The following is a 22278-nucleotide window of genomic DNA, read 5'->3' as shown; positions in this document are numbered from 1 at the left end:
AAACCTGCCTGATAGTAGATAACGGTTCTCACTTACACCTTAAATTTTCGACGTCAAAACGCGCAAAGCACGTCGCTTTTTTAAGAAACGTCGTGAAATTTCTGGAAATGCGGCGCGGCTCACACCCCTGCCTGCCGCGTGCTCAAACGCCGTTCTGTGAACTTCCTCACGTTCATCTTTGCTTCCTTGCCAGCGCCGGTAACGCGCTGTCAGTGGGATGAAGGTGCGCCACCGCGCCGCTCCCTAGACTGGCATCAGAGATTCCAACAAGGACCCCCATCATGACTATTCGCCATAGCGTCGCGGTCGACCTGGGCGCCTCCAGCGGCCGTGTGATGCTGGCCTGCTACGACAGCCAGGGACAGCGCCTGACGCTTCAGGAGATCCACCGTTTTGGCAACGGCCTGCGCCGCGTGGACGGTTTCGACACCTGGGATGTCGATGCGCTGGAGCGTGAAGTGCGCACCGGCCTGCAAAAAGCCTGCGCGTGCGGCACACCTATCGACAGCATTGGCATCGACACCTGGGGTGTAGATTTTGTGCTGCTGGATAAACATGGCGAGCGCGTCGGCCTGCCGGTCTCTTACCGCGACAGCCGCACCGACGGCGTGATGGCCCGCGCGCAGCAACAGGTGGGCCGCGAGGAGATCTATCGCCGCACCGGCATTCAGTTTCTGCCCTTCAACACCCTTTATCAGTTCCGCGCGCTGGTGGAACAGCAGCCGGAACTGGTCGGGCGCGTGGCGCATGCGCTGCTTATCCCCGACTACCTCTGCTACCGCCTGACCGGCGTGCTGAACTGGGATTACACCAACGCCACTACCACGCAGATGATGAATATCGGCACCGATAACTGGGACGAGACATTGCTCGACTGGGCAGGCGTGCCGGCGCACTGGCTCGGTACGCCAACGCATCCGGGCAACGTTATCGGCTACTGGCGCAGCGCGCAGGGCGTTGACATTCCTGTGGTCTCCGTCGCCACCCACGATACTGCGAGCGCCGTCATCGCCGCGCCGCTGGAAAACCAGGAGGCGGCTTATCTCTCCTCCGGCACCTGGTCGCTGATGGGGTTTGAAAGCAAAACGCCGTACACCGGCGACAACGCGCTGGCCGCCAACATCACCAATGAAGGCGGCGCTGAAGGGCGCTACCGGGTGCTGAAGAACATTATGGGATTGTGGCTGCTGCAACGCGTATGCAAAGAGCAGGCGGTCGACAACCTGCCTGCGCTTATTGACGAGGCCCGCGCGCTACCGGCCTGCCGCTTTGTGGTGAACCCCAACGACGACCGTTTTATCAACCCGGAAAACATGAGCCGCGAGCTTGAGGCTGCCTGCCGTGAAAGCGGCCAGCCGGTGCCTGATACCCCGGCGGCGCTGGCGCGCTGTATCTTCGACAGCCTGGCGCTGCTGTATGCCCGCGTACTCGATGAACTGACCGCCCTGCGCGGGCGCCCGTTCACGGTGCTGCATATCGTGGGCGGCGGCAGCCAGAATCAGTTCTTAAATCAGCTCTGCGCCGACGCCTGCGGCATTCCCGTCATGGCCGGCCCGGTAGAGGCCTCTACGCTCGGCAACATCGGCTGCCAGCTTATGGCGCTGGATGACATTCCCGACGTTGACGCGTTTCGCCGCATCGTCACTGCAAGCCAGCCGCTGACCCATTTTCATCCTCAGACTGACAGCGAGATTGCCCGCCAGGCGGCGCGAGTTTCGCCGTATCGCCAAACCAAGAAGGAGCTTTGCGCATGACCACTCAAATCAACCAGGCCTGGGAACTGGCGAAGCAGCGCTTCGCCGCCGTTGGCGTCGATGCCGAAGCCGCATTGCGTCAGCTCGACCGCCTGCCGGTATCCATGCACTGCTGGCAGGGCGACGACGTGGCCGGGTTTGAAAATCCGCAGGGGCAGCTTACCGGCGGCATTCAGGCCACCGGCAGCTACCCGGGTAAAGCGCGCAACGCCGAAGAGCTGCGCGCGGATCTGGACCAGGCGTTAAGCCTTATCCCTGGGCCGAAACGCCTTAACCTGCACGCTATTTATCTGGAATCTGACGCGCCGGTTGCACGCAACGAGATCAAGCCTGAGCACTTCGCGAACTGGGTCGCGTGGGCGCGTGAAAACCATCTCGGGCTGGACTTTAACCCTTCGTGTTTCTCGCACCCGCTGAGCGCTGACGGCTTTACGCTGTCGCATGCGAACCCGGAGATCCGCCAGTTCTGGATTGAACACTGCCAGGCAAGCCGTCGCGTCTCCGCGTCGTTCGGCGAACAGCTCGGCACGCCCTCGGTGATGAATATCTGGATCCCTGACGGCATGAAAGACACGCCGGTAGACCGCCTGGCGCCGCGCCAGCGGTTGCTTTCAGCGCTCGATGAAGTGATAAGCGAGAAGCTCAATCCGGCGCACCACATCGACGCGGTGGAAAGCAAACTGTTTGGCATTGGCGCAGAGAGCTACACCGTGGGCTCCAACGAGTTTTACCTGGGCTACGCCGCGACGCGCCAGACCGCGCTGTGCCTTGACGCCGGGCATTTCCATCCAACCGAAGTGATTTCCGACAAAATCTCCAGCGCGATGCTTTATGTCCCGCGCCTGCTGCTGCACGTGAGCCGCCCGGTACGCTGGGACAGCGACCACGTGGTGCTGCTGGATGACGAAACCCAGGCCATCGCCGGAGAAATCATTCGTCACGACCTGTTTGACCGCGTGCATATCGGCCTCGATTTCTTCGACGCCTCCATCAACCGCATCGCGGCGTGGGTGATTGGTACCCGCAATATGAAAAAAGCGCTGCTGCGCGCGCTGCTTGAGCCGACCGCCGAGCTGCGCCAGCGGGAGCTGGAAGGCGATTACACGGCCCGTCTGGCGCTGCTTGAAGAGCAGAAGTCACTGCCGTGGCAGGCCGTCTGGGAGATGTATTGCCTGCGTCACGACACCCCGGCCGACGCCTCGTGGCTCTCCACCGTCCGTCATTATGAACAACACGTATTAAGCAAGCGCTAAGGAGCACTCATGCAACGCATTCTTTCTTCCTGGTTTGTACAGGGTATGGTGAAAGCCACCAGTGATATGTGGCTGAAAGGCTGGGACGAACGTAACGGCGGTAACGTGAGCCTGCGCCTGGACGCAGCCGACGTGGAGCCGTATCGCGCCGAATTTTACCCGGAGCCGCGCTGCGTGGAGCTGACGCAGCCGCGTACCGAACTGGCGGGCTGCTGGTTCCTGGTGACCGGCTCGGGCAAATTTTTCCGCAACGTTCAGCTCGATCCGGCAGATACGCTGGTGCTGCTGCAAATCACCGACGACGGCATGGCGTATCACATTCACTGGGGGCTGACCAACGGCGGCCTGCCGACCTCGGAACTGGCCTCGCACTTCCAGTCTCACGCGGTGCGTAAAGCCGTCTCTGACGGAAAAGACCGCGTGATCATGCACTGCCACGCCACCAACCTGATTGCGCTGAGCTTTGTGCTGGAGCTGGACGAGGCGCGCTTCACCCGCCTGCTGTGGGAAGGCAGCACCGAGTGTCTGGTGGTGTTCCCGGACGGCGTCGGTATTGTGCCGTGGATGGTGCCTGGTACCGATGGTATCGGCAGCGCCACGTCAGAGCAGATGAAAACCCACACCCTGGTGTTGTGGCCGCATCACGGCATTTTCGGTACCGGGCCGACGCTTGATGAAGCGTTCGGGCTTATCGACACCGCCGAGAAATCGGCAGAGATCCTGGTCAAAGTGATTTCCATGGGAGGCATGAAACAGACCATTACCCGTGAAGAGTTAATCGCGCTTGGCGAGCGCTTCGGGGTGACCCCGCACGCCGGCGCTATCGCACTTTAAATAACAACATCGCTCGACGCTCAGGTCGCCTTCGGGCGGCCTGAAGCCGATCGTGAAACCTCTTACACCTGCAAACTGAGTCACTACGTGGAGTACAAGCAATGAAAATAAAAGCCATTTTAGGTTGTACCTTCGCTGTTGCCGCCTGGGCATTTTCCAATTCCGTGTATGCGGAAGTCAAAATCGCGCTGGTGGCGAAATCCCTCGGCAATGGATTTTTCGAGGCCGCGAACACGGGTGCTCAGGAAGCCGCCAAAGAGATTGGGGATGTGAAAGTGATTTACACCGGCCCCACCACCACCACCGCCGAAGCGCAGATTGAAGTGCTGAACGGGCTTATCGCCCAGGGCGTGGACGCGATTGCTATTTCCGCTAACGACCCGGACGCGGTCGTGCCGGTGCTGAAAAAAGCGATGCAGCGCGGCATTAAAGTGGTGTCCTGGGATTCCGGCGTCGCAAAACAGGGCCGTCAGATCCACCTGAATCCGTCCAATAACGCGCTGATTGGCGAAACCAACGTGAAGCTCGCCGCCGACGCGCTAAAAGCGCTGAACGTCGAGAAAGGCGACGTGGCGATTTTAAGCGCCACGCCGACCTCAACGAACCAGAACACCTGGATTGCCGAGATGAAAAAGGTGCTGCCGAAGTACCCTTCGGTAAACCTGGTGACGGTCGCGTATGGCGATGACCTGTCGGATAAAAGCTACCGCGAAGCGGTCGGGCTGCTGAAGTCATACCCGGATTTAAAAGTGATTGTGTCGCCGTCGTCGGTCGGGATTGTTGCGGCGGCTCAGGCGGTGAAAGACCAGGGCAAGATAGGCAAGGTGTATGTGACCGGGCTAGGGTTGCCGTCTGAGATGGCAGGTGCCGTGAAGTCGGGCGCGACCAAAAGTTTCGCCATCTGGAACCCTATCGACCTTGGGTATGCGGCGACATACCTTGCGGATGACCTTGTCAAAGGTACTGCCACCAAAACCGAAGCCAGCATGGGTAAGCTTGGCAAGGTCAAATTGGATGCCGACGGCAGCGGCGCGATGGCTGAACCCTTCGTCTACGATGCCAGCAACATTGATAAGTTTTCGAAGATTTTCTGAGTAGAAGCGCGTCAAAAAAGACGTGCGTAAGGTGAGCCACTGGGCGGGTAAGCGTAGCGCACCCGCCCTTGCATACGCCACTCAGAACCCGAACAGGAGAACATCATGTCGGCATCCACCCCTCTGCTTTCGCTCAAGGGGATCTGCAAAACCTTTCCAGGCGTGCGTGCGCTGGAAAACGTGCAACTTGAGCTCTGGCCCGGCCGCGTCACCGCGCTTATCGGTGAAAACGGCGCGGGCAAATCCACGCTGGTGAAAGTCATGACCGGCATCTACCAGCCAGACGGCGGCGAAATCCTCTATAAAGCGATCCCCATTACCCTGCCTAACCCGGAGGCTGCGCATAAGGTAGGCATTACCGCCATCCATCAGGAAACGGTGCTGTTTGATGAACTCACCGTCACCGAAAACATTTTTACCGGCCACTATCTTGTGAAAGGCCTCTTTAAAAAACTCGACTGGCCCGCCATGCACCGTCAGGCGCGGGACATCCTCAACCGACTTGAGGTCAATATAGACCCGCATGCGGTGCTGAAAACCCTGAGCATCGCCCAGCGCCATATGGTGGCGATCGCCCGTGCGCTCTCTTTCGACGCCCAGGTCGTTATCCTCGATGAGCCCACCGCCGCACTCTCCCAGCATGAGATCCTGGAATTCTACCAGATAGTCGAGCGCCTGAAACACGAGGGCAAAGCTATCCTGTTTATCTCGCACAAGTTCGACGAGATTTTCGAGCTGGCGGATCACTACACCATTCTGCGTGACGGCGTGTTTGTCAGCGCGGGCGACATCACGGACATCACCGAAGAGCGCATGGTGGCGATGATGGTCGGGCGCGCCATTACACAAACGTACCCGAAAGTAGTCTGTGAACCGGGCGACACCGTGCTGGAGGTGCGCGATCTCTGCCACCCGACCGAATTCGCACATATCGATTTTTCGCTACGCAAGGGCGAAATCCTCGGCTTTTACGGGCTGGTCGGCGCGGGGCGCACCGAGCTGATGCAGGCGTTGTGCGGCGTCACGCGCCCTTCCAGCGGCGAGATAATCCTCAACGGAAAACACATGGCATTCCACCAGCCCGCGGACGCTATCGAGGCCGGTATTGTCTGCGTGCCGGAAGAGCGCCAGAAACAGGGCGCGATCATTGAGTTGCCCATTGCCCAGAACATCAGCCTGCCGCAGTTAAGCCGGCTCAACCCAAATGGCATTCTGCACGATGACCGCGAGTGGGCGCTTGCCGACGAATACGCCAGGCGTTTGCAGGTGAAGGCATCGGGCTGGCGGCAGCCCGTAGAGACGCTCTCGGGCGGCAATCAGCAGAAAGTCGTCATCGCTAAATGGCTCGCCACCCGCCCTGAAGTCATTATTCTCGATGAGCCGACCAAAGGCATCGACATCGGCTCCAAAGCCGCAGTGCATCAGTTTATGTCTGAGCTGGTCGGCCAGGGGCTGGCGGTGATCATGGTCTCCTCCGAACTGCCTGAAGTGATGGGCATGGCGGATCGCATCATCGTGATGCACGAAGGGCTAATGGTGGCGGAGTATGCCGCCGGGAAAGCGACCGCCGAAAGCATCGTCAGCGCCGCCAGCGGCGCGGGCCGGGAGGCAGCCTAATGAAGACCCTGCTGAAACACCGCGAAGCCCTGCTTGGGCTGGTGATTGCCCTGATGCTGCTGGTTATCGGCAGCCGAGTGCCCTCCTTCCTGGCACCTGCCAACCTGGTAGAGATGTTCAACGATACGTCCATTCTCATTATCCTGGCGCTCGGCCAGATGATGGTGCTGCTCACCAAAGGCATCGACCTGTCGATGGCCGCCAACCTGGCGCTGACCGGCATGATTGTGGCGCTCATCAACGCGCACCATCCGGACATCCCGGTTGCGCTGCTGCTGGCACTTGCCACGCTGCTGGGGCTGCTGATGGGTGTGATCAACGGCCTGCTGGTCTGGAAGCTCGGCATCCCGGCGATTGTGGTGACGCTGGGTACCATGAGCGTTTACCGCGGCATCATCTTTTTACTTTCCGACGGTGCCTGGGTGAATGCGCATCAGATGAGCGCCGATTTTCTCGGCCTGCCGCGTCTGCCGGTATTGGGCCTGCCCCTGCTCGGCTGGTGCGCTATCGCGGTGCTGCTGCTGGTGAGTTATTTCCTGCGCTACAGCCGCACCGGACGCGCGCTCTACACCGCAGGCGGCAACGCGACAGCCGCGTATTACACCGGCATCAACGCCGGAAAAATGCAGTTCATCAGCTTTTGTCTCTCCGGCGCGCTGGCGGGCTTTTGCGGCTACCTGTGGATCTCGCGCTTCGCCATGGCCTATGTCGATGTGGCAAACGGCTTTGAGCTGCAAATCGTCGCGGCGTGCGTGATTGGTGGCATCAGCACGATGGGCGGCATCGGGCGTGTCGCCGGGTGCCTGCTGGGCGCGCTATTCCTCGGCGTTATCAACAACGCGCTGCCGGTTGTCGGCGTCTCGCCATTCTGGCAGATGGCCGTCTCCGGCGTGGTGATTGTGGTGGCAGTGCTGCTGAACGAGCGTGGCAATAAACGCAAAGGCCGGCTCATTCTGCGCGATGTCGCGCTGGCCCGACAAAAACAGGCGGTGAAATCATGAGCAAAATTCTGATGACTGAACCCTCCGCGCCAGCGCCCGCCACGCCTTCGCCGCTGCGCCGGTTACTGTGCTGGGAAGGTTTCCTGCTGGCGGTGACGCTGCTGGTGTTTCTCGTGAACGCGTGGGCATCGCCCTATTTTCTCAATATCTGGAACCTGTCGGACGCCACGTTCAACTTCACCGAGAAGGCGATCATCGTGCTGCCGATGGCGATGCTGATTATCGCCCGCGAAATTGACCTGTCGGTGGCGTCTACGATGGCGCTCAGTTCGACCCTCATGGGCTTTTGCGCGCAGGCAGGGATGGGAACGCCGCTGCTGGTCGGCGTCGGGCTTGGCGTCGGGCTACTGTGCGGGCTGTTTAACGGCGTGCTGGTAACGCGCTTTAACCTGTCATCGATTGTGATAACTATCGGCACCATGAGCCTTTATCGCGGCCTGACATACATCCTGCTGGGCGATCAGGCGCTGAATCAGTACCCGGAAAGTTTCGCCTGGTTTGGACAGGGTTACGTCTGGGGCGCGCTGTCGTTTGAGTTCACGCTCTTTCTGGTGCTCGCCGCCGTGTTCTGGTTTGTGCTGCACAAAACCAACTTTGGCCGCCGTACCTATGCCATTGGCAACAACCCGACGGGGGCCTGGTTTTCCGGCATCAATGTGAAGCGCCACAACCTGATCCTTTTCGCGCTGGTCGGTCTGATGGCGGGGCTTGCCGCCGTCCTGCTGACCTCGCGGCTCGGCAGTACGCGCCCGACTATCGCGCTCGGCTGGGAATTGAGCGTGGTGACAATGGCGGTGCTGGGCGGCGTAAGCATTCTGGGCGGCGCGGGCAGCATGGGCGGCGTAATCATCGCGGCTTTCCTGATGGGACTTGTCACCTTCGGGCTGAGCCTGCTCAACGTACCGGGGATTGTGATGTCGATTATCGTCGGCCTGATGCTGATTGCGGTGATTTCTTTGCCGATTATGACCCGCCGTCTGATGGCGCGAAAACGGCGTTAGCCCCTCACCCCGGCCCTCTCCCACAGGGGAGGGAAAATCGCGCGACATGCAGGCGCTCCCCCCGCCGTGGCCCGGCATAACGGCGACAAGACGGATTTGCCCTCTCCCCTGCGCGGGGGGAGGAGAACTGATTTCCCAAAATCAACGTTAAGGAGAATTTTCATGAGCTTTATGTTGGCACTTCCCAAAATCAGCCTGCACGGCGCGGGCGCGATTGAAGACATGGTGAAACTGGTCGCGAATAAGGGCTGGGGCAAAGCGCTCATCGTGACCGACGGGCAGCTGGTGAAACTGGGCCTGCTGGAGAGCCTGTTCGCCGCGCTGGATGCGCATCAACTCTCTTATGAGCTGTTCGACGACGTGTTTCCTAACCCCACTGAAACGCTGGTGCAGCGTGGCTTCGCGGCGTATCAACACGCGCAGTGCGACTATCTGATCGCCTTCGGCGGCGGCAGCCCTATCGACACCGCGAAAGCCATTAAAATTCTTACCGCCAACCCCGGCCATTCCACCGACTACGCAGGCGTCGGCAAGGTGACAAACCCCGGCGCGCCGCTGGTGGCGATTAACACAACCGCAGGCACGGCGGCAGAAATGACCAGTAACGCGGTGATCACCGACGAAGCGCGGCGCGTGAAGGAAGTCATTATCGACCCGAATCTGATCCCCGATATCGCCGTGGATGACGCAAGCGTCATGCTGGACATTCCGCCTGCCATTACCGCCGCCACGGGCATGGATGCGCTGACCCATGCGGTAGAGGCATTTGTCTCAGTGGGCGCACACCCGCTCACCGATGCCAACGCACTGGAAGCGATTCGCCTGATTAACCTCTGGCTGCCGCTTGCGGTGGAAGATGGCCACAACCTGGAGGCTCGCGAACAGATGGCCTGCGGCCAGTATCTGGCGGGTATGGCGTTTAACAGCGCGGGGTTAGGGCTGGTGCATGCGCTGGCGCATCAGCCGGGCGCGACGCACAATCTGCCGCACGGCGTTTGCAACGCGATTTTGCTGCCGGTGATAGAAAACTTTAACCGTCCAAATGCCGTGAAGCGCTTCGCACGCGTGGCGCAGGCGATGGGTGTCGATACCCGCGGCATGAGCGATGAACAAGCCAGCCACGAAGCTATCAATGCCATTCGCGCGCTGTCGACATGTGTCGGCATTCCTGCCGGTTTCAGCCAGCTTGGCGTCACCGAAGCTGATATTGAAACCTGGCTCGACAACGCGCTCGCTGACCCTTGCGCGCCCTGTAATCCGCGCGTCGCCTCGCGTGATGAGGTTCGCGAACTCTATCTGGAGGCCTTATGATCCGTAAAGCGTTTGTGATGCAGGTCAACCCGGACGCCCATGAGGAGTACCATCGTCGCCACTCGCCTATCTGGCCGGAGCTGGAAGCGGTGCTGAAAGCCCACGGCGCGCACCATTACGCCATCTGGCTTGATACGCAGCGCCATCTGTTGTTTGCGACCGTCGAGATAGAAAGCGAAGCGCGCTGGGACGCCGTCGCACAAACCGAGGTCTGCCAGCGCTGGTGGAAACATATGCGCGATATCATGCCGTGCAACCCGGATAACAGCCCGGTGAGCCAGGCATTAAAGCCCGTGTTTTATCTGGAGTAAGGCAGCAAAAAGCCCGCGCAGGCGGGCTTTTTTATACACCTGTTTCGCGGCTTGTCAGGCCCGCCGTGGATGACCAACAGGCGGGTGAAACCCGGGATTCAAGATGATGAGGGAGAGCATCCTGCTTCTTTGGCCCTTCATGCAGCTTGTCACGCAGCAGACGCAGGGATCACGCATCACGCCGCCTCTGTGAGGTTAATGCTTACAGATGTATCACCGGCGAGGTCATTGCGCCACCCGCTCAAACGCTATCAGTATCGCGGTTTCCGGGTCGAGCACCGGCAGTTGCAGGCCCGCCTGCGCAAGCCATTCGCCGCTCGCTATCACCGGCACGTTCATCCAGCCCGGTAGCTGGCGCATGGTGTGGCCGCCTGCGCCAGTAAGCTGAATATTCGGGTGATCCACCAGCCGCACCTGGTAGCGGGTATCCGGTGCGAGCCCCGGCACGCGTAACGCACCCGGCAGCGTGTAATCCGGCATTGCAAGCTGGCTTATGAGAAACAGCCCCTGCGACCGATCGTGGCTGACGACTCCCTGCACCTGGGTGGCCGCATCCGGCATCTCCACGCGCCACAGGTCGCCGGTATGAATAAGCTCGCGCCACGCTTTATACAGCGCGGCGTAGCGCTGATAGCCCGCCGCCTCGCGGGCGTCGGCGGTCACCGGATCAAGCTCAAGCCCCATATGGCCAAACAGCGCCGTCAGGCCGCGAAATTCAATGCTGTGCTGGCGGAACGTCGCGTGGCAGCGCAGGTTGCCGATATGCGCGCCCATGACTTCCGGCGGGAAAAAGTAGCTCATGCCGCGCTGGATAGTGCTGCGCTCCAGCGCGTCGTTGTTATCAGACGCCCAGAAACGGTGCGTGCGCGTCAGCACTTCGTAATCGATGCGCCCGCCGCCGGAGGCGCAGGATTCAAACTCAACGTGCGGAAACCGCTCGCGCAGCAGGTCAAGCAGGCGGTAAAACTGGCGCGTCTGGAGGTCTGCGGCGGCCCGTCCCTGATGCCCTGGCTGTACCAGTTCGCGGTTCATGTCCCACTTCACGTAATCGATCGGGTGCTCGCCCAGCAACCAGCTCAGGCGTTCCACCAGATAGTCAAACGCCTCGGGGATCGCCAGGTTAAGCACCCACTGATGACGCCCCGTCGCCTGCGGATACCCCGGCAGCGCCAGTACCCAGTCCGGATGCGCCCGATAAAGATCAGAGTCCGGATTAATCATCTCCGGCTCGACCCAGATGCCGAACTCCATACCGAGATTTTTCACGTGGTCGATTACCGGCATCAGGCCGTCCGGGTATTTTTGCTCATCCAGATACCAGTCGCCGAGCGCGGCGTGATCGTCATTGCGCCCCTTAAACCAGCCGTCGTCGATAATAAACCGCTCCACGCCGAGCGCGGCGGCGTCGGTCGCCATACGCATGATGTACGCCGGATCATGGTCGAAATAGATCCCCTCCCACGTGTTGAGATGCACCGGGCGCGGTTTGTTGCCGGGAAAACGGATAACCTCCTCACGCAGAAAGCGATGAAACTGCTGGCTCATTCCGTTGAGGCCGCGCGCGGAGTGGCTCGCGTAAAGCCAGGGCGTATGCAGCGTCTCACCCGTCATGAGCGCCATTTCGCCCGGCAGGTAGAGCGCTTCCGCCTGGAGATAACGCCGCCCGTCGGTTTTCACCTCGCACTTGAGCCGGTGGTTACCGCTCCAGCCCAGATGCACGCCCCAGACATCCCCACGCTCCTCGCCAAAGCCCGCTGTGCCCGCGATGAGCGCCGGGAAATGTTCATGCGAAGTACGCCCGCGGCGATTTTCCAGCACAAAGCCATCATGACTTAACGCCACGCGGTGCGGCTGGAACTCACGCGTCCAGCGGCCATGAAATGCCATCACCTCCAGCGCCCGCTCGGCCACCGGCAGCGTGACTGCGAAACGGTCTACCTGCCAGGCGCCGTCGCGCAAGTTGGTTAACCCGTGGCGCACTTTCAGCACGCCGCTGGCGCTCAGCGCCAGCTCGCTCACCAGCCGCAGCCCGGCGCTGTCATCTTCACTGACGATAGTCAGCGCTTGTCCGTTCTGCGTGACCTCGCGCGTGGTAAATACCGGCGAGGCGTCCAGTCCGTTGCGGTGCCCTTCAAGCCCCGGCGCGCCAAAAAGCCCGCGTCCGGTTTCGGCCATTAAGGTGACAGGTGAGTCTACATCCAGCCGCCCGTTGGCGACCGGGCGGGCGAGGCTTGCGCAATCTTCTGCACAAAAATGCGCAAGATGCGGCCCCCAGTAGAGAATTTCGGCGAACGGCAGCGTGTTGATAATGACATCGGTGTTGGCGCTGGTCAGACGATGAATGCGAGTTTCCATAAGAGTCTCTCCCGATATGAGCATGCATTCACTGTTGATCCGAAACGTTTCGGATGCCATACGGCGGCGCAAAATTTGTGATCGCGACACGATTAACGAACGTTATTGATGGGGAGAGAGCGTAACACCTGGATGGAACGCGGGTTGCCAGAGCGTTTGCAGATGCTCTACGGCCTCGCCGTTCATCAGGCGCAGCACCATGCCTGCAATCTGCTGTCCTACGCTCTGCCGGGTGGACTGCATGACCGCCGCGACATCGATATCGACAATGCTGTCAGGCGGCAAACCGTCGTAAACGACCAGCGACACGGCGTTTTCGCCCGTCAGGCGGCCCAGCATTTGCAGCGCGGTCGCGGCACCGTCGCCCAGTGTGTTGCCGTCAGTCACGATAGCGTCTGGCGGGTTCGGTAACGCAAGCAGTTCCAGTGTTGCCTGATAACCGGCGCGGCGCGACGGCGGCAGGCGCCTGAGCCATTCCTCAGAGAGCGAATGCGCCTTAAGTGCCTCCTGCCAGCCCGCATGCCGCTGGGCAATAAAAGCCTGGTCGTTGTGCTCGCCAAGGAGTGCGATGCGCTGGCGGCCGCACGCGATCAGACGTTCTACCGCCTCGCGCATACCCGCCTGACTGTCGAAATCAAACCAGGCGTAAGGCGCTGAGAGCTGGCTGCGCCCCAGCGCCAGAAAAGGGAAATTCGCCGCCTGCAACTGGCGCAGACGCGGGTCATCCTCAAGCGTGTGGGCCACAATCAGCGCATCGACGCGGCGGCTTTCCACAAGGCGCATATAGCTGTGACTGGCATCCGGCGCGTCGTCGGCAATCAGCAGCAGATCGATTTCCTGCTGTGCGAGACCGTGGCTTATCTCGCCCACCATTTCCATAAAAACGCTGTTGCGCAGCGGTGCCGGGCGTACCGGGAAAAGCAGCCCGACGGCATCAATTTTGCCCATCTTCAGCCGACGCGCGAACGTATTCGGCCGGTAACCGCGCCGCGCCGCCTCGGCCTCTACCCGCGCGCGGGTCTCCTGAGAAACGTCGTCATAACCGTTCAGCGCCCGGCTGACGGTGGTCACAGAGAGGCCAAGTTGTGCGGCGATAGCTTTAAGCGACATAGTTTAAGTGCCTGATTACACGGTGCATAAGAGTGTTACTCAAGGCGCCGCTGGCGTCCATAATTTCTGTAAGGCTTAATTTTGTTCCGCCACGAGAATCGCGTGGGTGTCCGGCTCCAGAGCGCGAAAAACATGCTCCTGATCGGCGGGGTAACAGATGTAATCACCCGCGCACAGCTCCTCCGGCGCTTCCGCCAGCCCCACCAGCGCCCGCCCCTGCGTCACGATGATATGTTCCACCGATCCTGTCGGGTGCGGGTGCGACAAACGCTCGCCTTCCGGCTGCGTGAGCAGCAGATAGATGTCACGTCGCGCGCCGGGCGGGCAGGTCGCCAGCAAAATGGCCTGATAGTTGGCAAGTTCCGCAACCACTTTTGGCCCTTCGCCCCGGCGGATCACCTGCGTTTTATTGACCTGCGGCTCCATCAGACGCGCGAAAGGGATATCCAGCGCCACGCATAATGCCCAGAGCGTCTCCAGACTCGGGTTCCCGTTACCGGCTTCCAGCTGGGAGAGCGTAGATTTGGCGATGCCCGCGCGTCGGGCCACCTCGGCCAGCGAAAGCCCGGCGCGCGTACGTTCCCGCACAAGGCTCTTTGCGATCACGCTGATTGGCTGTGTCATGTGGGACTCCCTGGTTCGTTAAAATGAACGAACGTTCGTGTTGAAAATCAGGCCTGGCATGTTCATTATAATGTTCATTCGTTCGTTATGGGTGAAAAACGTATGATTATGCACCGGTTCGCCTGCCTTAAAGGCGACATTATAAGGGCTATTGCACTGGTCTGTCTGGCCGTCGGCGTGGTCGGGATTTCATACGGCACGCTGGCGATGACTTATGGCTTTTCGCTATGGGTGCCATTGCTGTTATCCGTCTCGGTACTGGCAGGCGCATCGGAATTTATTTTTATCGGGATCGTTGCCAGCGGCGGTAGCCCACTTGCCGCCGCGGCTGCCGGTTTGCTGGTCAACGCGCGTCATTTGCCGTTCGGCATCACGGTACGGGATCTGGTCGGTCAGGGGGCAAAAAGGTTGCTCGGCTCGCACATCATGAATGATGAAAGCGTGGTGTTCGGTTTATCGCAGAAGACCCCGGAGACCCGTAAAGCCGCCTATTGGCTGTGCGGAATGGGCGTGGCGCTGGTGTGGCCGCTTGGCGTGGTTATCGGCGCGGCGATGGGCGCGCTGCTGCCCGCACCGGAAACCATCGGCCTGGACGCCGTGTTCCCGGCGATTTTGCTCGCGCTGGTCCTGCCCGCGCTTAAAAATAAAACCACGCTTATTCGCGCAGGCAGCGGTGCGGCGCTCTCTCTCGCCGCTGTGCCGTTCGCACCGGTCGGGCTGCCGGTACTGCTCTCTCTGGTCGGTTTATTCACGAGGAGAAAATAATGGCGAGCACAATGACGCTCCTTGCTGGTATCGCCGTGCTTTCTGTCGGCACCTGGCTGATGCGCTTTAGCGGCGCGAAACTGGGCAATAAGCTGGCGCTGAGCGAACGCGCGCAGGGCCTGCTTTCGGATGCAGCCACTACGTTGCTGTTTGCCGTGGCGCTGGCGGCAACGTTTTATGAAGGCGAAAGTTTTGCGGGTATGGCGAGGGTGCTGGGCGTGGGGTTTGCGCTGTTTCTTGCCTGGCGCAAGGCGCCATTAATCGTGGTTATTGCCGCGGCAGCGGTCGTGACCGCGCTGCTGCGTCTGGCGGGTATGCCATAAAAAAGCGCCCGCAGGCGCTCTTTCGACAACTTCTGGCTTATTTGTTCAGTTCGGCCGTCATGTGAACCTGATTGCCGGTGAACGCTTCGGTAATGGTATACGTCGCGCCCATCTGCTGTGCCTGCGCAGCGATTTTTGCTTCTGCGCCGGAGAGCGTGGTGTCAGTGGCGGTAACGGACTGGCCAGCAAAAGCGCCGAAAGCGGTAGCGAGGGTCATAACTGCAACAAAAGTTTTGATAGTTTTCATGGCTAAATTCCTTCAGGTCTTGTTTAGGTGAGAAGGCACAGCGCCTTCGATGTGTGTAATACTAGACCTGCACCTCAAAAACAAAAAGCGGAAGGATTTGCCAATCTTTTTCAGAAAAACTGAACAATAATCACACGTGCGCGTCATCTGCAATCAGCCGCTGCGGATGTGTGTAGACTGTTGCGCGGCCAGGGCGCGAAAAGCCCACCAGCGTCAGGTTGCAGCGCTCGGCAACCTCAACGGCAAGCGTGGTCGCGGCAGAAACCGCAAACAGGATCTCCACGCCACAGGTGGCGGCCTTTTGCACCATTTCATAACTGGCGCGGCTTGAAACCAGTACGGCGCCCTGCTGCCAGCCTTCGCGCGCGCGGCGGCCCAGCAGTTTATCCAGCGCGACGTGACGCCCGACATCTTCATGCCCACCCGCGATATCGCCTTCTGGCGTGAGCCAGGCGGCGGCATGGGTGCAGCCGGTGAGTTCGCCGACAGGTTGCACGCTCGCAAGGCCACGCAGCGCGCCGTCGAGATGCGCAAGCGCAAATGTCTGGGTAAACGGCAGCGGTGCCAGCGGACGCACGATATCGTTGAGCTGCTCTACGCCACACACGCCACAGCCGGTACGGCCCGCCAGATTACGACGGCGCTCTTTAAGCCCCATGAAGCGACGGCTGGAAAGTTCCACCTGAATTTCGATACCATTACACCCATGGATAATATCCATACCGTAAATTTCGTGTGAAGATTCGACAATTCCTTCCGATAAAGAAAATCCAAGGGCAAAATTTTCCAAATCTTTGGGAGATGCCATCATCACGACGTGGGATATCCCGTTGTAGACCAGTGCTACCGGCACTTCTTCCGCCAGCCAGTCCGGCTGCGTGGTGGTGAGATTCTCTCTTTTCCAGAGCGGAAGGGAACGAGCGGCGGTGACGTCGGTCACGTTTTGCAACAGTTCTGGATGGTTCTTATTCACTTTTTATTAACCGTCTGAAACAGCCTCAGCAACATTGTGGTATTCTGTTGCGCCTAATCCCTCCGCGTTTAGAAGGGAATGATGATTGTGAACCGTTGCGGCGGCATCCGCAAAAGAAAAACCATACGACTTACTTTGTGACAATGTCTGAACAAGGAGCAATCCATGCAGGTCAGCAGAAGGCAGTTCTTTAAGATCTGCGCTGGCGGTATGGCAGGCACCACGGCAGCCGCACTGGGATTCGCTCCCGGCGTCGCGCTGGCGGAAACACGGCAATATAAATTGCTGCGCACCCGCGAAACCCGTAATACCTGTACGTACTGCTCCGTTGGCTGTGGGCTTTTGATGTATAGCCTCGGCGACGGCGCGAAAAACGCAAAATCTTCGATTTTCCACATCGAAGGGGACCCGGATCATCCGGTCAACCGCGGGGCGCTTTGCCCGAAAGGCGCAGGCCTGGTGGATTTCATCCACTCCGAATCGCGTCTGAAATACCCTGAATACCGCGCGCCAGGCTCCGATAAATGGCAGCGCATCAGCTGGGAAGACGCGTTCGATCGCATCGCTAAGCTGATGAAAGAAGACCGCGACGCTAACTTTATCGCGCAGAACGCCGAAGGCACCACCGTCAACCGTTGGCTCTCCACCGGTATGCTGTGTGCTTCCGCGTCCAGTAACGAAACCGGCTATTTAACCCAGAAATTTACCCGCGCCCTCGGCATGTTAGCCGTGGATAACCAGGCGCGTGTCTGACACGGACCAACGGTAGCAAGTCTTGCTCCAACATTTGGTCGCGGTGCGATGACCAACCACTGGGTTGATATGAAGAACGCCAACCTCATCGTTGTGATGGGTGGGAACGCGGCAGAAGCGCATCCGGTGGGTTTCCGCTGGGCGATGGAAGCCAAGATCCACAATGGCGCGAAGCTTATCGTTATTGACCCGCGCTTTACGCGCACGGCGTCGGTGGCCGATTTCTATACGCCTATCCGTTCCGGTACTGACATCGCCTTCCTGTCAGGCGTACTGCTGTACCTGCTGAACAACAATAAGTTTAACCGCGAATATGTCGATGCCTACACTAACGCCAGCCTTATCGTGCGTGAAGATTACGGTTTCGATGATGGCCTGTTTACCGGCTACGACGCGGAAAAACGCAAATATGACAAAACCAGCTGGCACTATGAGCTGGACGAAAAAGGCTTCGCCAAACGCGATACCACGCTCTCGCATCCGCGCTGCGTCTGGAACCTGCTGAAAACGCACGTTTCACGCTATACGCCGGATGTGGTTGAGAACATCTGTGGTACGCCGAAAGCCGACTTCCTGAAAGTGTGCGAGTACATCGCCGAAACCAGCGTGCACGACAAAACCGCGTCGTTCCTGTATGCGCTCGGCTGGACGCAGCACTCCGTTGGCGCACAGAACATCCGTACCATGGCCATGATCCAGCTGCTGCTGGGTAACATGGGGATGGCGGGTGGCGGCGTGAACGCGTTGCGCGGACACTCCAACATTCAGGGCTTGACCGACCTCGGCCTGCTGACCCAGAGCCTGACCGGCTATATGTCGCTGCCAAGCGAAAAACAAGCCGATCTGCAAACGTACCTGACCGCCAACACGCCGAAACCGCTGCTGGAAGGCCAGGTGAACTACTGGGGCAACTACCCGAAATTCTTTGTCTCGCTGATGAAAGCCTTCTATGGCGACAAAGCGACGGCTGAGAATAGCTGGGGCTTCGACTGGCTGCCGAAGTGGGACAAAGGTTACGACGTCCTGCAATATTTCGAGATGATGCATCAGGGCAAAGTCAACGGCTACATCTGCCAGGGCTTTAACCCGGTCGCGTCGTTCCCGAACAAAAACAAAGTTATCGCTTCGCTTTCTAAGCTGAAGTTCCTGGTCACTATCGATCCGCTCAACACCGAAACGGCTACCTTCTGGCAGAACCACGGCGAGCAGAACGATGTCGATACTGCGAGCATCCAGACTGAAGTGTTCCGTCTGCCATCGACCTGCTTTGCCGAAGAGAACGGTTCTATCGTGAACTCCGGCCGCTGGCTGCAGTGGCACTGGAAAGGTCAGGACGCGCCAGGTGAAGCGCTGAACGACGGCGAAATCCTGGCCGGTATCTTCCTGCGCCTGCGTAAAATGTACGCCGAGCAGGGCGGCGCCACGCCAGAGCCGGTTCTCAACATGAGCTGGAACTATTCGACGCCGGAAAACCCGTCGTCGGAAGAAGTGGCCATGGAGAGCAACGGTAAAGCGCTGGAAGACATCATCGACCCGGTCACCGGCAAGGTCCTTGCGAAAAAAGGCGATCAGCTTGGCACCTTCGCGCACCTGCGCGACGACGGCACCACGTCAAGCGGCTGCTGGATCTTCGCAGGCAGCTGGACGCCGGACGGCAACCAGATGGCGCGTCGCGACAACGCCGACCCGTCAGGCCTTGGCAACACGCTGGGCTGGGCATGGGCATGGCCGCTGAACCGCCGCATCCTGTATAACCGCGCCTCCGCGGATCCGCAGGGTAAACCGTGGGACCCGAAACGTCAGCTGCTGTCTTACGCCAACGGCAAGTGGGTCGGCGCCGATATTCCGGACTACAGCACCGCGCCTCCGGGCAGCGATGTCGGTCCGTTTATCATGCAGCCGGAAGGCATGGGCCGTCTGTTCGCCATCGACAAAATGGCGGAAGGCCCGTTCCCGGAACACTACGAGCCGTTCGAGACGCCGCTTGGCACCAACCCGCTGCACCCGAATGTGGTGTCTAACCCGGCGGCGCGTGTGTTCAAAGGCGATCTGGAAGCGATGGGCAAAGCGGATAAGTTCCCGTACGTCGGCACGACGTACCGTCTGACGGAGCATTTCCACTACTGGACCAAGCACGCGCTGTTGAACTCCATCGCGCAGCCGGAACAGTTTGTGGAGATCGGCGAAAAGCTGGCCGGTAAGCTCGGCATCGCACAGGGCGACACCGTGAAAGTCTCCTCCAACCGCGGCTACATCAAAGCCAAGGCGGTGGTGACCAAGCGTATTCGCACGCTCAACGTGAACGGCAAGCAGGTGGATACCATCGGTATTCCGATTCACTGGGGCTACGAAGGGGTCGCGAAGAAAGGCTTTATCGCCAACACGCTGACGCCGTTCGTCGGCGACGCCAACACCCAGACGCCGGAATTTAAGGCGTTCCTGGTGAACGTGGAAAAGGTGTAACGGAGACGACTTATGGCTTATCAATCGCAAGACATTATCCGTCGTTCCGCGACTAACGGTTTCACGCCCGCGCCTCAGGCGCGGGACCACCAGCTGGAAGTGGCGAAGCTTATCGACGTGACCACCTGTATCGGCTGTAAAGCCTGTCAGGTGGCCTGTTCGGAGTGGAACGATCTGCGTGACGAAGTCGGTCATAACGTCGGGGTGTATGACAACCCGGCGGATCTGACCGCCAAGTCCTGGACCGTGATGCGCTTCTCGGAAGTCGAGCAGAACGACAAACTGGAATGGCTTATCCGCAAGGATGGCTGTATGCACTGTGCCGATCCGGGCTGCCTGAAGGCGTGTCCGTCGGAAGGGGCTATCATTCAGTATGCGAACGGCATCGTCGATTTTCAGTCTGAACAGTGCATCGGCTGCGGCTACTGCATCGCGGGCTGTCCGTTCGATGTGCCGCGCCTGAACCCGGAAGATAACCGCGTCTACAAATGTACCCTGTGCGTAGACCGCGTGACCGTGGGCCAGGAGCCGGCGTGCGTGAAAACCTGCCCAACTGGCGCTATCCACTTTGGTTCTAAAGAGGATATGAAACAGCTGGCGGGCGAGCGCGTGGCGGAGCTGAAAACGCGTGGTTACGAAAACGCGGGCCTGTACGATCCGGCAGGCGTTGGCGGTACACACGTCATGTACGTGCTGCACCACAACGACAAGCCGAATCTGTATCACGGTCTGCCGGAGAACCCGGAAATCAGCGAAGCGGTTAAGTTCTGGAAAGGCATCTGGAAACCGCTCGCCGCGATAGGCTTTGCGGCGACCTTCGCAGCCAGCGTCTTCCACTATGTCGGTATCGGTCCGAACCGCGCCGAGGAAGATGACGAGAACCTGCACCATGACGATGATGAGGTGCGTAAATGAAAAGACGTGACACCATCGTGCGCTACAGCGCGCCGGAACGTATCAACCACTGGATCACCGCCTTCGCCTTCGTGCTGGCGGCGGTGAGCGGGCTGGGGTTCTTTTTCCCCTCCTTCAACTGGCTGATGAATATTCTCGGTACGCCGCAGCTGGCGCGCATCCTCCACCCCTTCGTTGGGGTGGTGATGTTCGCCTCGTTCATGCTGATGTTTTTCCGCTACTGGCACCACAACCTCATTAACCGTGACGATATCCTGTGGGCGAAAAATATCCACAAAATCGCCATGAACGAGGAAGTGGGCGATACCGGGCGCTATAATTTTGGTCAGAAGTGCGTCTTCTGGGCGGCTATCCTGCTGTTGCTGCTGTTACTGGCAAGCGGCGTGGTTATCTGGCGCCCGTGGTTCGCACCGATGTTCCCCATCCCGGTAATTCGCCTGGCTTTGCTGGCGCATTCATTTGCCGCGGTGGCCTTGATTGTGGTTATCATGGTGCATATTTACGCGGCCCTGTGGGTCAAAGGCACCATTACCGCCATGGTGGAAGGCTGGGTTACCAAAACCTGGGCGAAGAAACACCACCCGCGCTGGTATCGCGAAGTGCGCGAGAAACAGGAAAAATCGACTGAATGAGTATTCGCATCATCCCGCAAGACCAGCTGGAGAAGAGCGATAAACGCACGGCGGAAGTGATTCCGCCGTTATTGTTCCCCAGACTGAAAAACCTGTATAACCGCCGCGCTGCTCGTCTGCGTGAGCTGGCTGAAAACAATCCGCTGGGCGATTACCTGCGTTTTGCCGCGCTGATCGCGCATGCTCAGGAAGTGGTGCTGTATGACCACCCGCTGGAGATGGATTTGACAGCCCGCATCAAAGAGGCGGCAGACCAGGGCAAGCCCCCGCTCGATATTCACGTGCTCCCGCGTGACGGTCACTGGCAAAAGCTGTTGCAGTCACTCATTGCAGAGCTGAAGCCGGAAATGACCGGCCCGGCGCTGGCGGTGATTGAGAATCTGGAAAAGTCCTCCGCGCAAGAGCTGGAAACGATGGCGAGCGCGCTGTTTAGCGCCGATTTCAGCGCCGTCAGCAGCGATAAAGCGCCGTTCATCTGGGCTGCGCTCTCGCTCTACTGGGCGCAGATGGCAAGCCTCATTCCCGGCAAAGCACGTGCTGAATATGGCGAAGCGCGCCAGTTCTGCCCGGTCTGCGGCAGCATCCCGGTTTCCAGCATGGTGCATATCGGTTCAAGCCAGGGCCTGCGCTACCTGCACTGCAACCTGTGTGAAACCGAGTGGCACGTGGTGCGCATCAAGTGCAGCAACTGCGAGCAGACCCGCGATCTGCACTACTGGTCGCTTGAGAGCGAGCAGGCGGCGATCAAAGCCGAAAGCTGCGGCGACTGCGGCACTTACCTGAAGATCCTGTATCAGGAAAAAGACCCGAACGTAGAACCGGTAGCCGACGATCTCGCTTCGCTGGTGCTCGACGCCCGTATGGAGCAAGAAGGCTTCGCCAGAAGCTCTATCAACCCATTCCTGTTCCCGGGAGAGGGTGAATAACGCGGCCTTTGGCCCG

At 59.5% G+C, this 22278-nt stretch carries 20 protein-coding genes; 15 read left to right on the top strand and 5 right to left on the bottom strand.

What is annotated here, in order from left to right; all coding sequences use genetic code 11:
• The first annotated feature begins 281 nt into the window (after nt 1–281).
• From rhaB to rhaM, 9 genes are all read left to right on the top strand, one after another.
• Nucleotides 282–1754 (top strand): rhamnulokinase, encoded by a 1473-nt coding sequence (rhaB, locus tag AFK62_RS00935; protein WP_007667725.1) that lies wholly within the window; start codon nt 282–284, stop codon nt 1752–1754.
• On the top strand, nt 1751–3007 hold the full coding sequence (locus AFK62_RS00930) for an L-rhamnose isomerase (protein WP_053531674.1): 1257 nt from the start codon (nt 1751–1753) through the stop codon (nt 3005–3007). The genes rhaB and AFK62_RS00930 overlap by 4 nt, the downstream gene beginning before the upstream one ends.
• Before the next feature lie 9 nt (nt 3008–3016).
• Entirely contained in the window at nt 3017–3841 is an 825-nt protein-coding gene (rhaD, locus tag AFK62_RS00925; protein WP_007667721.1) for a rhamnulose-1-phosphate aldolase, read from the top strand.
• 101 nt (nt 3842–3942) lie between these two features.
• On the top strand, nt 3943–4935 hold the full coding sequence (gene rhaS / locus AFK62_RS00920; RefSeq protein ID WP_007667718.1) for a rhamnose ABC transporter substrate-binding protein: 993 nt from the start codon (nt 3943–3945) through the stop codon (nt 4933–4935).
• Nucleotides 4936–5040: 105 nt separating this feature from the next.
• Nucleotides 5041–6552 carry a sugar ABC transporter ATP-binding protein gene (locus AFK62_RS00915; RefSeq protein ID WP_007667715.1) on the top strand — a complete coding sequence of 504 codons (1512 nt, stop codon included), beginning with the start codon at nt 5041–5043 and terminating at the stop codon, nt 6550–6552.
• The gene (locus tag AFK62_RS00910; RefSeq protein WP_007667712.1) at nt 6552–7553 is read left to right on the top strand and encodes an ABC transporter permease; all 1002 of its coding nucleotides are present in this window, start codon (nt 6552–6554) and stop codon (nt 7551–7553) included. Before AFK62_RS00915 ends, AFK62_RS00910 begins: the two co-directional genes overlap by 1 nt.
• Complete coding sequence (locus AFK62_RS00905; protein WP_007667709.1) at nt 7550–8554, top strand: ABC transporter permease; 1005 nt, start codon at nt 7550–7552, stop codon at nt 8552–8554. Before AFK62_RS00910 ends, AFK62_RS00905 begins: the two co-directional genes overlap by 4 nt.
• A gap of 162 nt (nt 8555–8716) precedes the next feature.
• Nucleotides 8717–9865, top strand: a complete 1149-nt coding sequence (gene fucO, locus AFK62_RS00900; protein WP_053531673.1) for a lactaldehyde reductase — start codon at nt 8717–8719, stop codon at nt 9863–9865.
• On the top strand, nt 9862–10176 hold the full coding sequence (gene rhaM / locus AFK62_RS00895) for an L-rhamnose mutarotase (RefSeq protein ID WP_007667706.1): 315 nt from the start codon (nt 9862–9864) through the stop codon (nt 10174–10176). The genes fucO and rhaM overlap by 4 nt, the downstream gene beginning before the upstream one ends.
• 225 nt (nt 10177–10401) lie before the next feature.
• Here rhaM and AFK62_RS00890 read toward each other — a convergent pair whose 3' ends face one another.
• The 3 genes from AFK62_RS00890 to AFK62_RS00880 all read right to left on the bottom strand — a co-directional run bounded on the left by AFK62_RS00890 (nt 10402) and on the right by AFK62_RS00880 (nt 14265).
• Complete coding sequence (locus AFK62_RS00890; RefSeq protein ID WP_007667704.1) at nt 10402–12531, bottom strand: alpha-galactosidase; 2130 nt, start codon at nt 12529–12531, stop codon at nt 10402–10404.
• Nucleotides 12532–12633: 102 nt separating this feature from the next.
• Nucleotides 12634–13641: a LacI family DNA-binding transcriptional regulator gene (locus tag AFK62_RS00885; protein WP_007667703.1), complete on the bottom strand. Its 1008-nt coding sequence runs from the start codon at nt 13639–13641 to the stop codon at nt 12634–12636.
• A gap of 75 nt (nt 13642–13716) precedes the next feature.
• The gene (locus tag AFK62_RS00880) at nt 13717–14265 is read right to left on the bottom strand and encodes a helix-turn-helix domain-containing protein (protein WP_007667701.1); all 549 of its coding nucleotides are present in this window, start codon (nt 14263–14265) and stop codon (nt 13717–13719) included.
• Between the two features lie 105 nt (nt 14266–14370).
• On the opposite strand from AFK62_RS00880, the gene AFK62_RS00875 reads away from it, so the two are divergent.
• On the top strand, nt 14371–15030 hold the full coding sequence (locus AFK62_RS00875) for an AzlC family ABC transporter permease (RefSeq protein WP_144420973.1): 660 nt from the start codon (nt 14371–14373) through the stop codon (nt 15028–15030).
• On the top strand, nt 15030–15353 hold the full coding sequence (locus tag AFK62_RS00870; RefSeq protein WP_007667696.1) for an AzlD domain-containing protein: 324 nt from the start codon (nt 15030–15032) through the stop codon (nt 15351–15353). Before AFK62_RS00875 ends, AFK62_RS00870 begins: the two co-directional genes overlap by 1 nt.
• Before the next feature lie 37 nt (nt 15354–15390).
• On the opposite strand, the gene AFK62_RS00865 is transcribed toward AFK62_RS00870, so the two are convergent.
• Nucleotides 15391–15600 (bottom strand): YdgH/BhsA/McbA family protein, encoded by a 210-nt coding sequence (locus tag AFK62_RS00865; RefSeq protein ID WP_007667694.1) that lies wholly within the window; start codon nt 15598–15600, stop codon nt 15391–15393.
• 130 nt (nt 15601–15730) lie between these two features.
• Nucleotides 15731–16573 (bottom strand): formate dehydrogenase accessory sulfurtransferase FdhD, encoded by an 843-nt coding sequence (fdhD, locus tag AFK62_RS00860; RefSeq protein ID WP_007667692.1) that lies wholly within the window; start codon nt 16571–16573, stop codon nt 15731–15733.
• 165 nt (nt 16574–16738) lie between these two features.
• On the opposite strand from fdhD, the gene fdnG reads away from it, so the two are divergent.
• The 4 genes from fdnG to fdhE are packed head-to-tail and all read left to right on the top strand — an operon-like array spanning nt 16739 to nt 22262.
• Nucleotides 16739–19789, top strand: a complete 3051-nt coding sequence (fdnG, locus tag AFK62_RS00850) for a formate dehydrogenase-N subunit alpha (RefSeq protein WP_085960956.1) — start codon at nt 16739–16741, stop codon at nt 19787–19789.
• A 12-nt stretch (nt 19790–19801) separates the two neighbouring features.
• On the top strand, nt 19802–20704 hold the full coding sequence (fdxH, locus tag AFK62_RS00845) for a formate dehydrogenase subunit beta (RefSeq protein ID WP_007667686.1): 903 nt from the start codon (nt 19802–19804) through the stop codon (nt 20702–20704).
• Complete coding sequence (fdoI, locus tag AFK62_RS00840; RefSeq protein WP_007667684.1) at nt 20701–21336, top strand: formate dehydrogenase cytochrome b556 subunit; 636 nt, start codon at nt 20701–20703, stop codon at nt 21334–21336. The genes fdxH and fdoI overlap by 4 nt, the downstream gene beginning before the upstream one ends.
• Nucleotides 21333–22262 carry a formate dehydrogenase accessory protein FdhE gene (gene fdhE, locus AFK62_RS00835; protein ID WP_007667681.1) on the top strand — a complete coding sequence of 310 codons (930 nt, stop codon included), beginning with the start codon at nt 21333–21335 and terminating at the stop codon, nt 22260–22262. The genes fdoI and fdhE overlap by 4 nt, the downstream gene beginning before the upstream one ends.
• Nucleotides 22263–22278: the final 16 nt, after the last annotated feature.

Origin of the sequence: Cronobacter condimenti 1330, assembly GCF_001277255.1 — a bacterium.
Classification (GTDB): Bacteria; Pseudomonadota; Gammaproteobacteria; order Enterobacterales; family Enterobacteriaceae; genus Cronobacter; species Cronobacter condimenti.
This window is presented reverse-complemented; position numbering and strand designations above follow the sequence as displayed.

What these genes read in the sequence shown, in the direction of transcription:
- rhaB (WP_007667725.1), top strand. Translation starts at nt 282, where the DNA reads ATGACTATTCGCCATAGCGTCGCGGTCGACCTGGGCGCCTCCAGCGGC.
- AFK62_RS00930 (WP_053531674.1), top strand. Translation starts at nt 1,751, where the DNA reads ATGACCACTCAAATCAACCAGGCCTGGGAACTGGCGAAGCAGCGCTTC.
- rhaD (WP_007667721.1), top strand. Translation starts at nt 3,017, where the DNA reads ATGCAACGCATTCTTTCTTCCTGGTTTGTACAGGGTATGGTGAAAGCC.
- rhaS (WP_007667718.1), top strand. Translation starts at nt 3,943, where the DNA reads ATGAAAATAAAAGCCATTTTAGGTTGTACCTTCGCTGTTGCCGCCTGG.
- AFK62_RS00915 (WP_007667715.1), top strand. Translation starts at nt 5,041, where the DNA reads ATGTCGGCATCCACCCCTCTGCTTTCGCTCAAGGGGATCTGCAAAACC.
- AFK62_RS00910 (WP_007667712.1), top strand. Translation starts at nt 6,552, where the DNA reads ATGAAGACCCTGCTGAAACACCGCGAAGCCCTGCTTGGGCTGGTGATT.
- AFK62_RS00905 (WP_007667709.1), top strand. Translation starts at nt 7,550, where the DNA reads ATGAGCAAAATTCTGATGACTGAACCCTCCGCGCCAGCGCCCGCCACG.
- fucO (WP_053531673.1), top strand. Translation starts at nt 8,717, where the DNA reads ATGAGCTTTATGTTGGCACTTCCCAAAATCAGCCTGCACGGCGCGGGC.
- rhaM (WP_007667706.1), top strand. Translation starts at nt 9,862, where the DNA reads ATGATCCGTAAAGCGTTTGTGATGCAGGTCAACCCGGACGCCCATGAG.
- AFK62_RS00890 (WP_007667704.1), bottom strand. Translation starts at nt 12,531, where the DNA reads ATGGAAACTCGCATTCATCGTCTGACCAGCGCCAACACCGATGTCATT.
- AFK62_RS00885 (WP_007667703.1), bottom strand. Translation starts at nt 13,641, where the DNA reads ATGTCGCTTAAAGCTATCGCCGCACAACTTGGCCTCTCTGTGACCACC.
- AFK62_RS00880 (WP_007667701.1), bottom strand. Translation starts at nt 14,265, where the DNA reads ATGACACAGCCAATCAGCGTGATCGCAAAGAGCCTTGTGCGGGAACGT.
- AFK62_RS00870 (WP_007667696.1), top strand. Translation starts at nt 15,030, where the DNA reads ATGGCGAGCACAATGACGCTCCTTGCTGGTATCGCCGTGCTTTCTGTC.
- AFK62_RS00865 (WP_007667694.1), bottom strand. Translation starts at nt 15,600, where the DNA reads ATGAAAACTATCAAAACTTTTGTTGCAGTTATGACCCTCGCTACCGCT.
- fdxH (WP_007667686.1), top strand. Translation starts at nt 19,802, where the DNA reads ATGGCTTATCAATCGCAAGACATTATCCGTCGTTCCGCGACTAACGGT.
- fdoI (WP_007667684.1), top strand. Translation starts at nt 20,701, where the DNA reads ATGAAAAGACGTGACACCATCGTGCGCTACAGCGCGCCGGAACGTATC.
- fdhE (WP_007667681.1), top strand. Translation starts at nt 21,333, where the DNA reads ATGAGTATTCGCATCATCCCGCAAGACCAGCTGGAGAAGAGCGATAAA.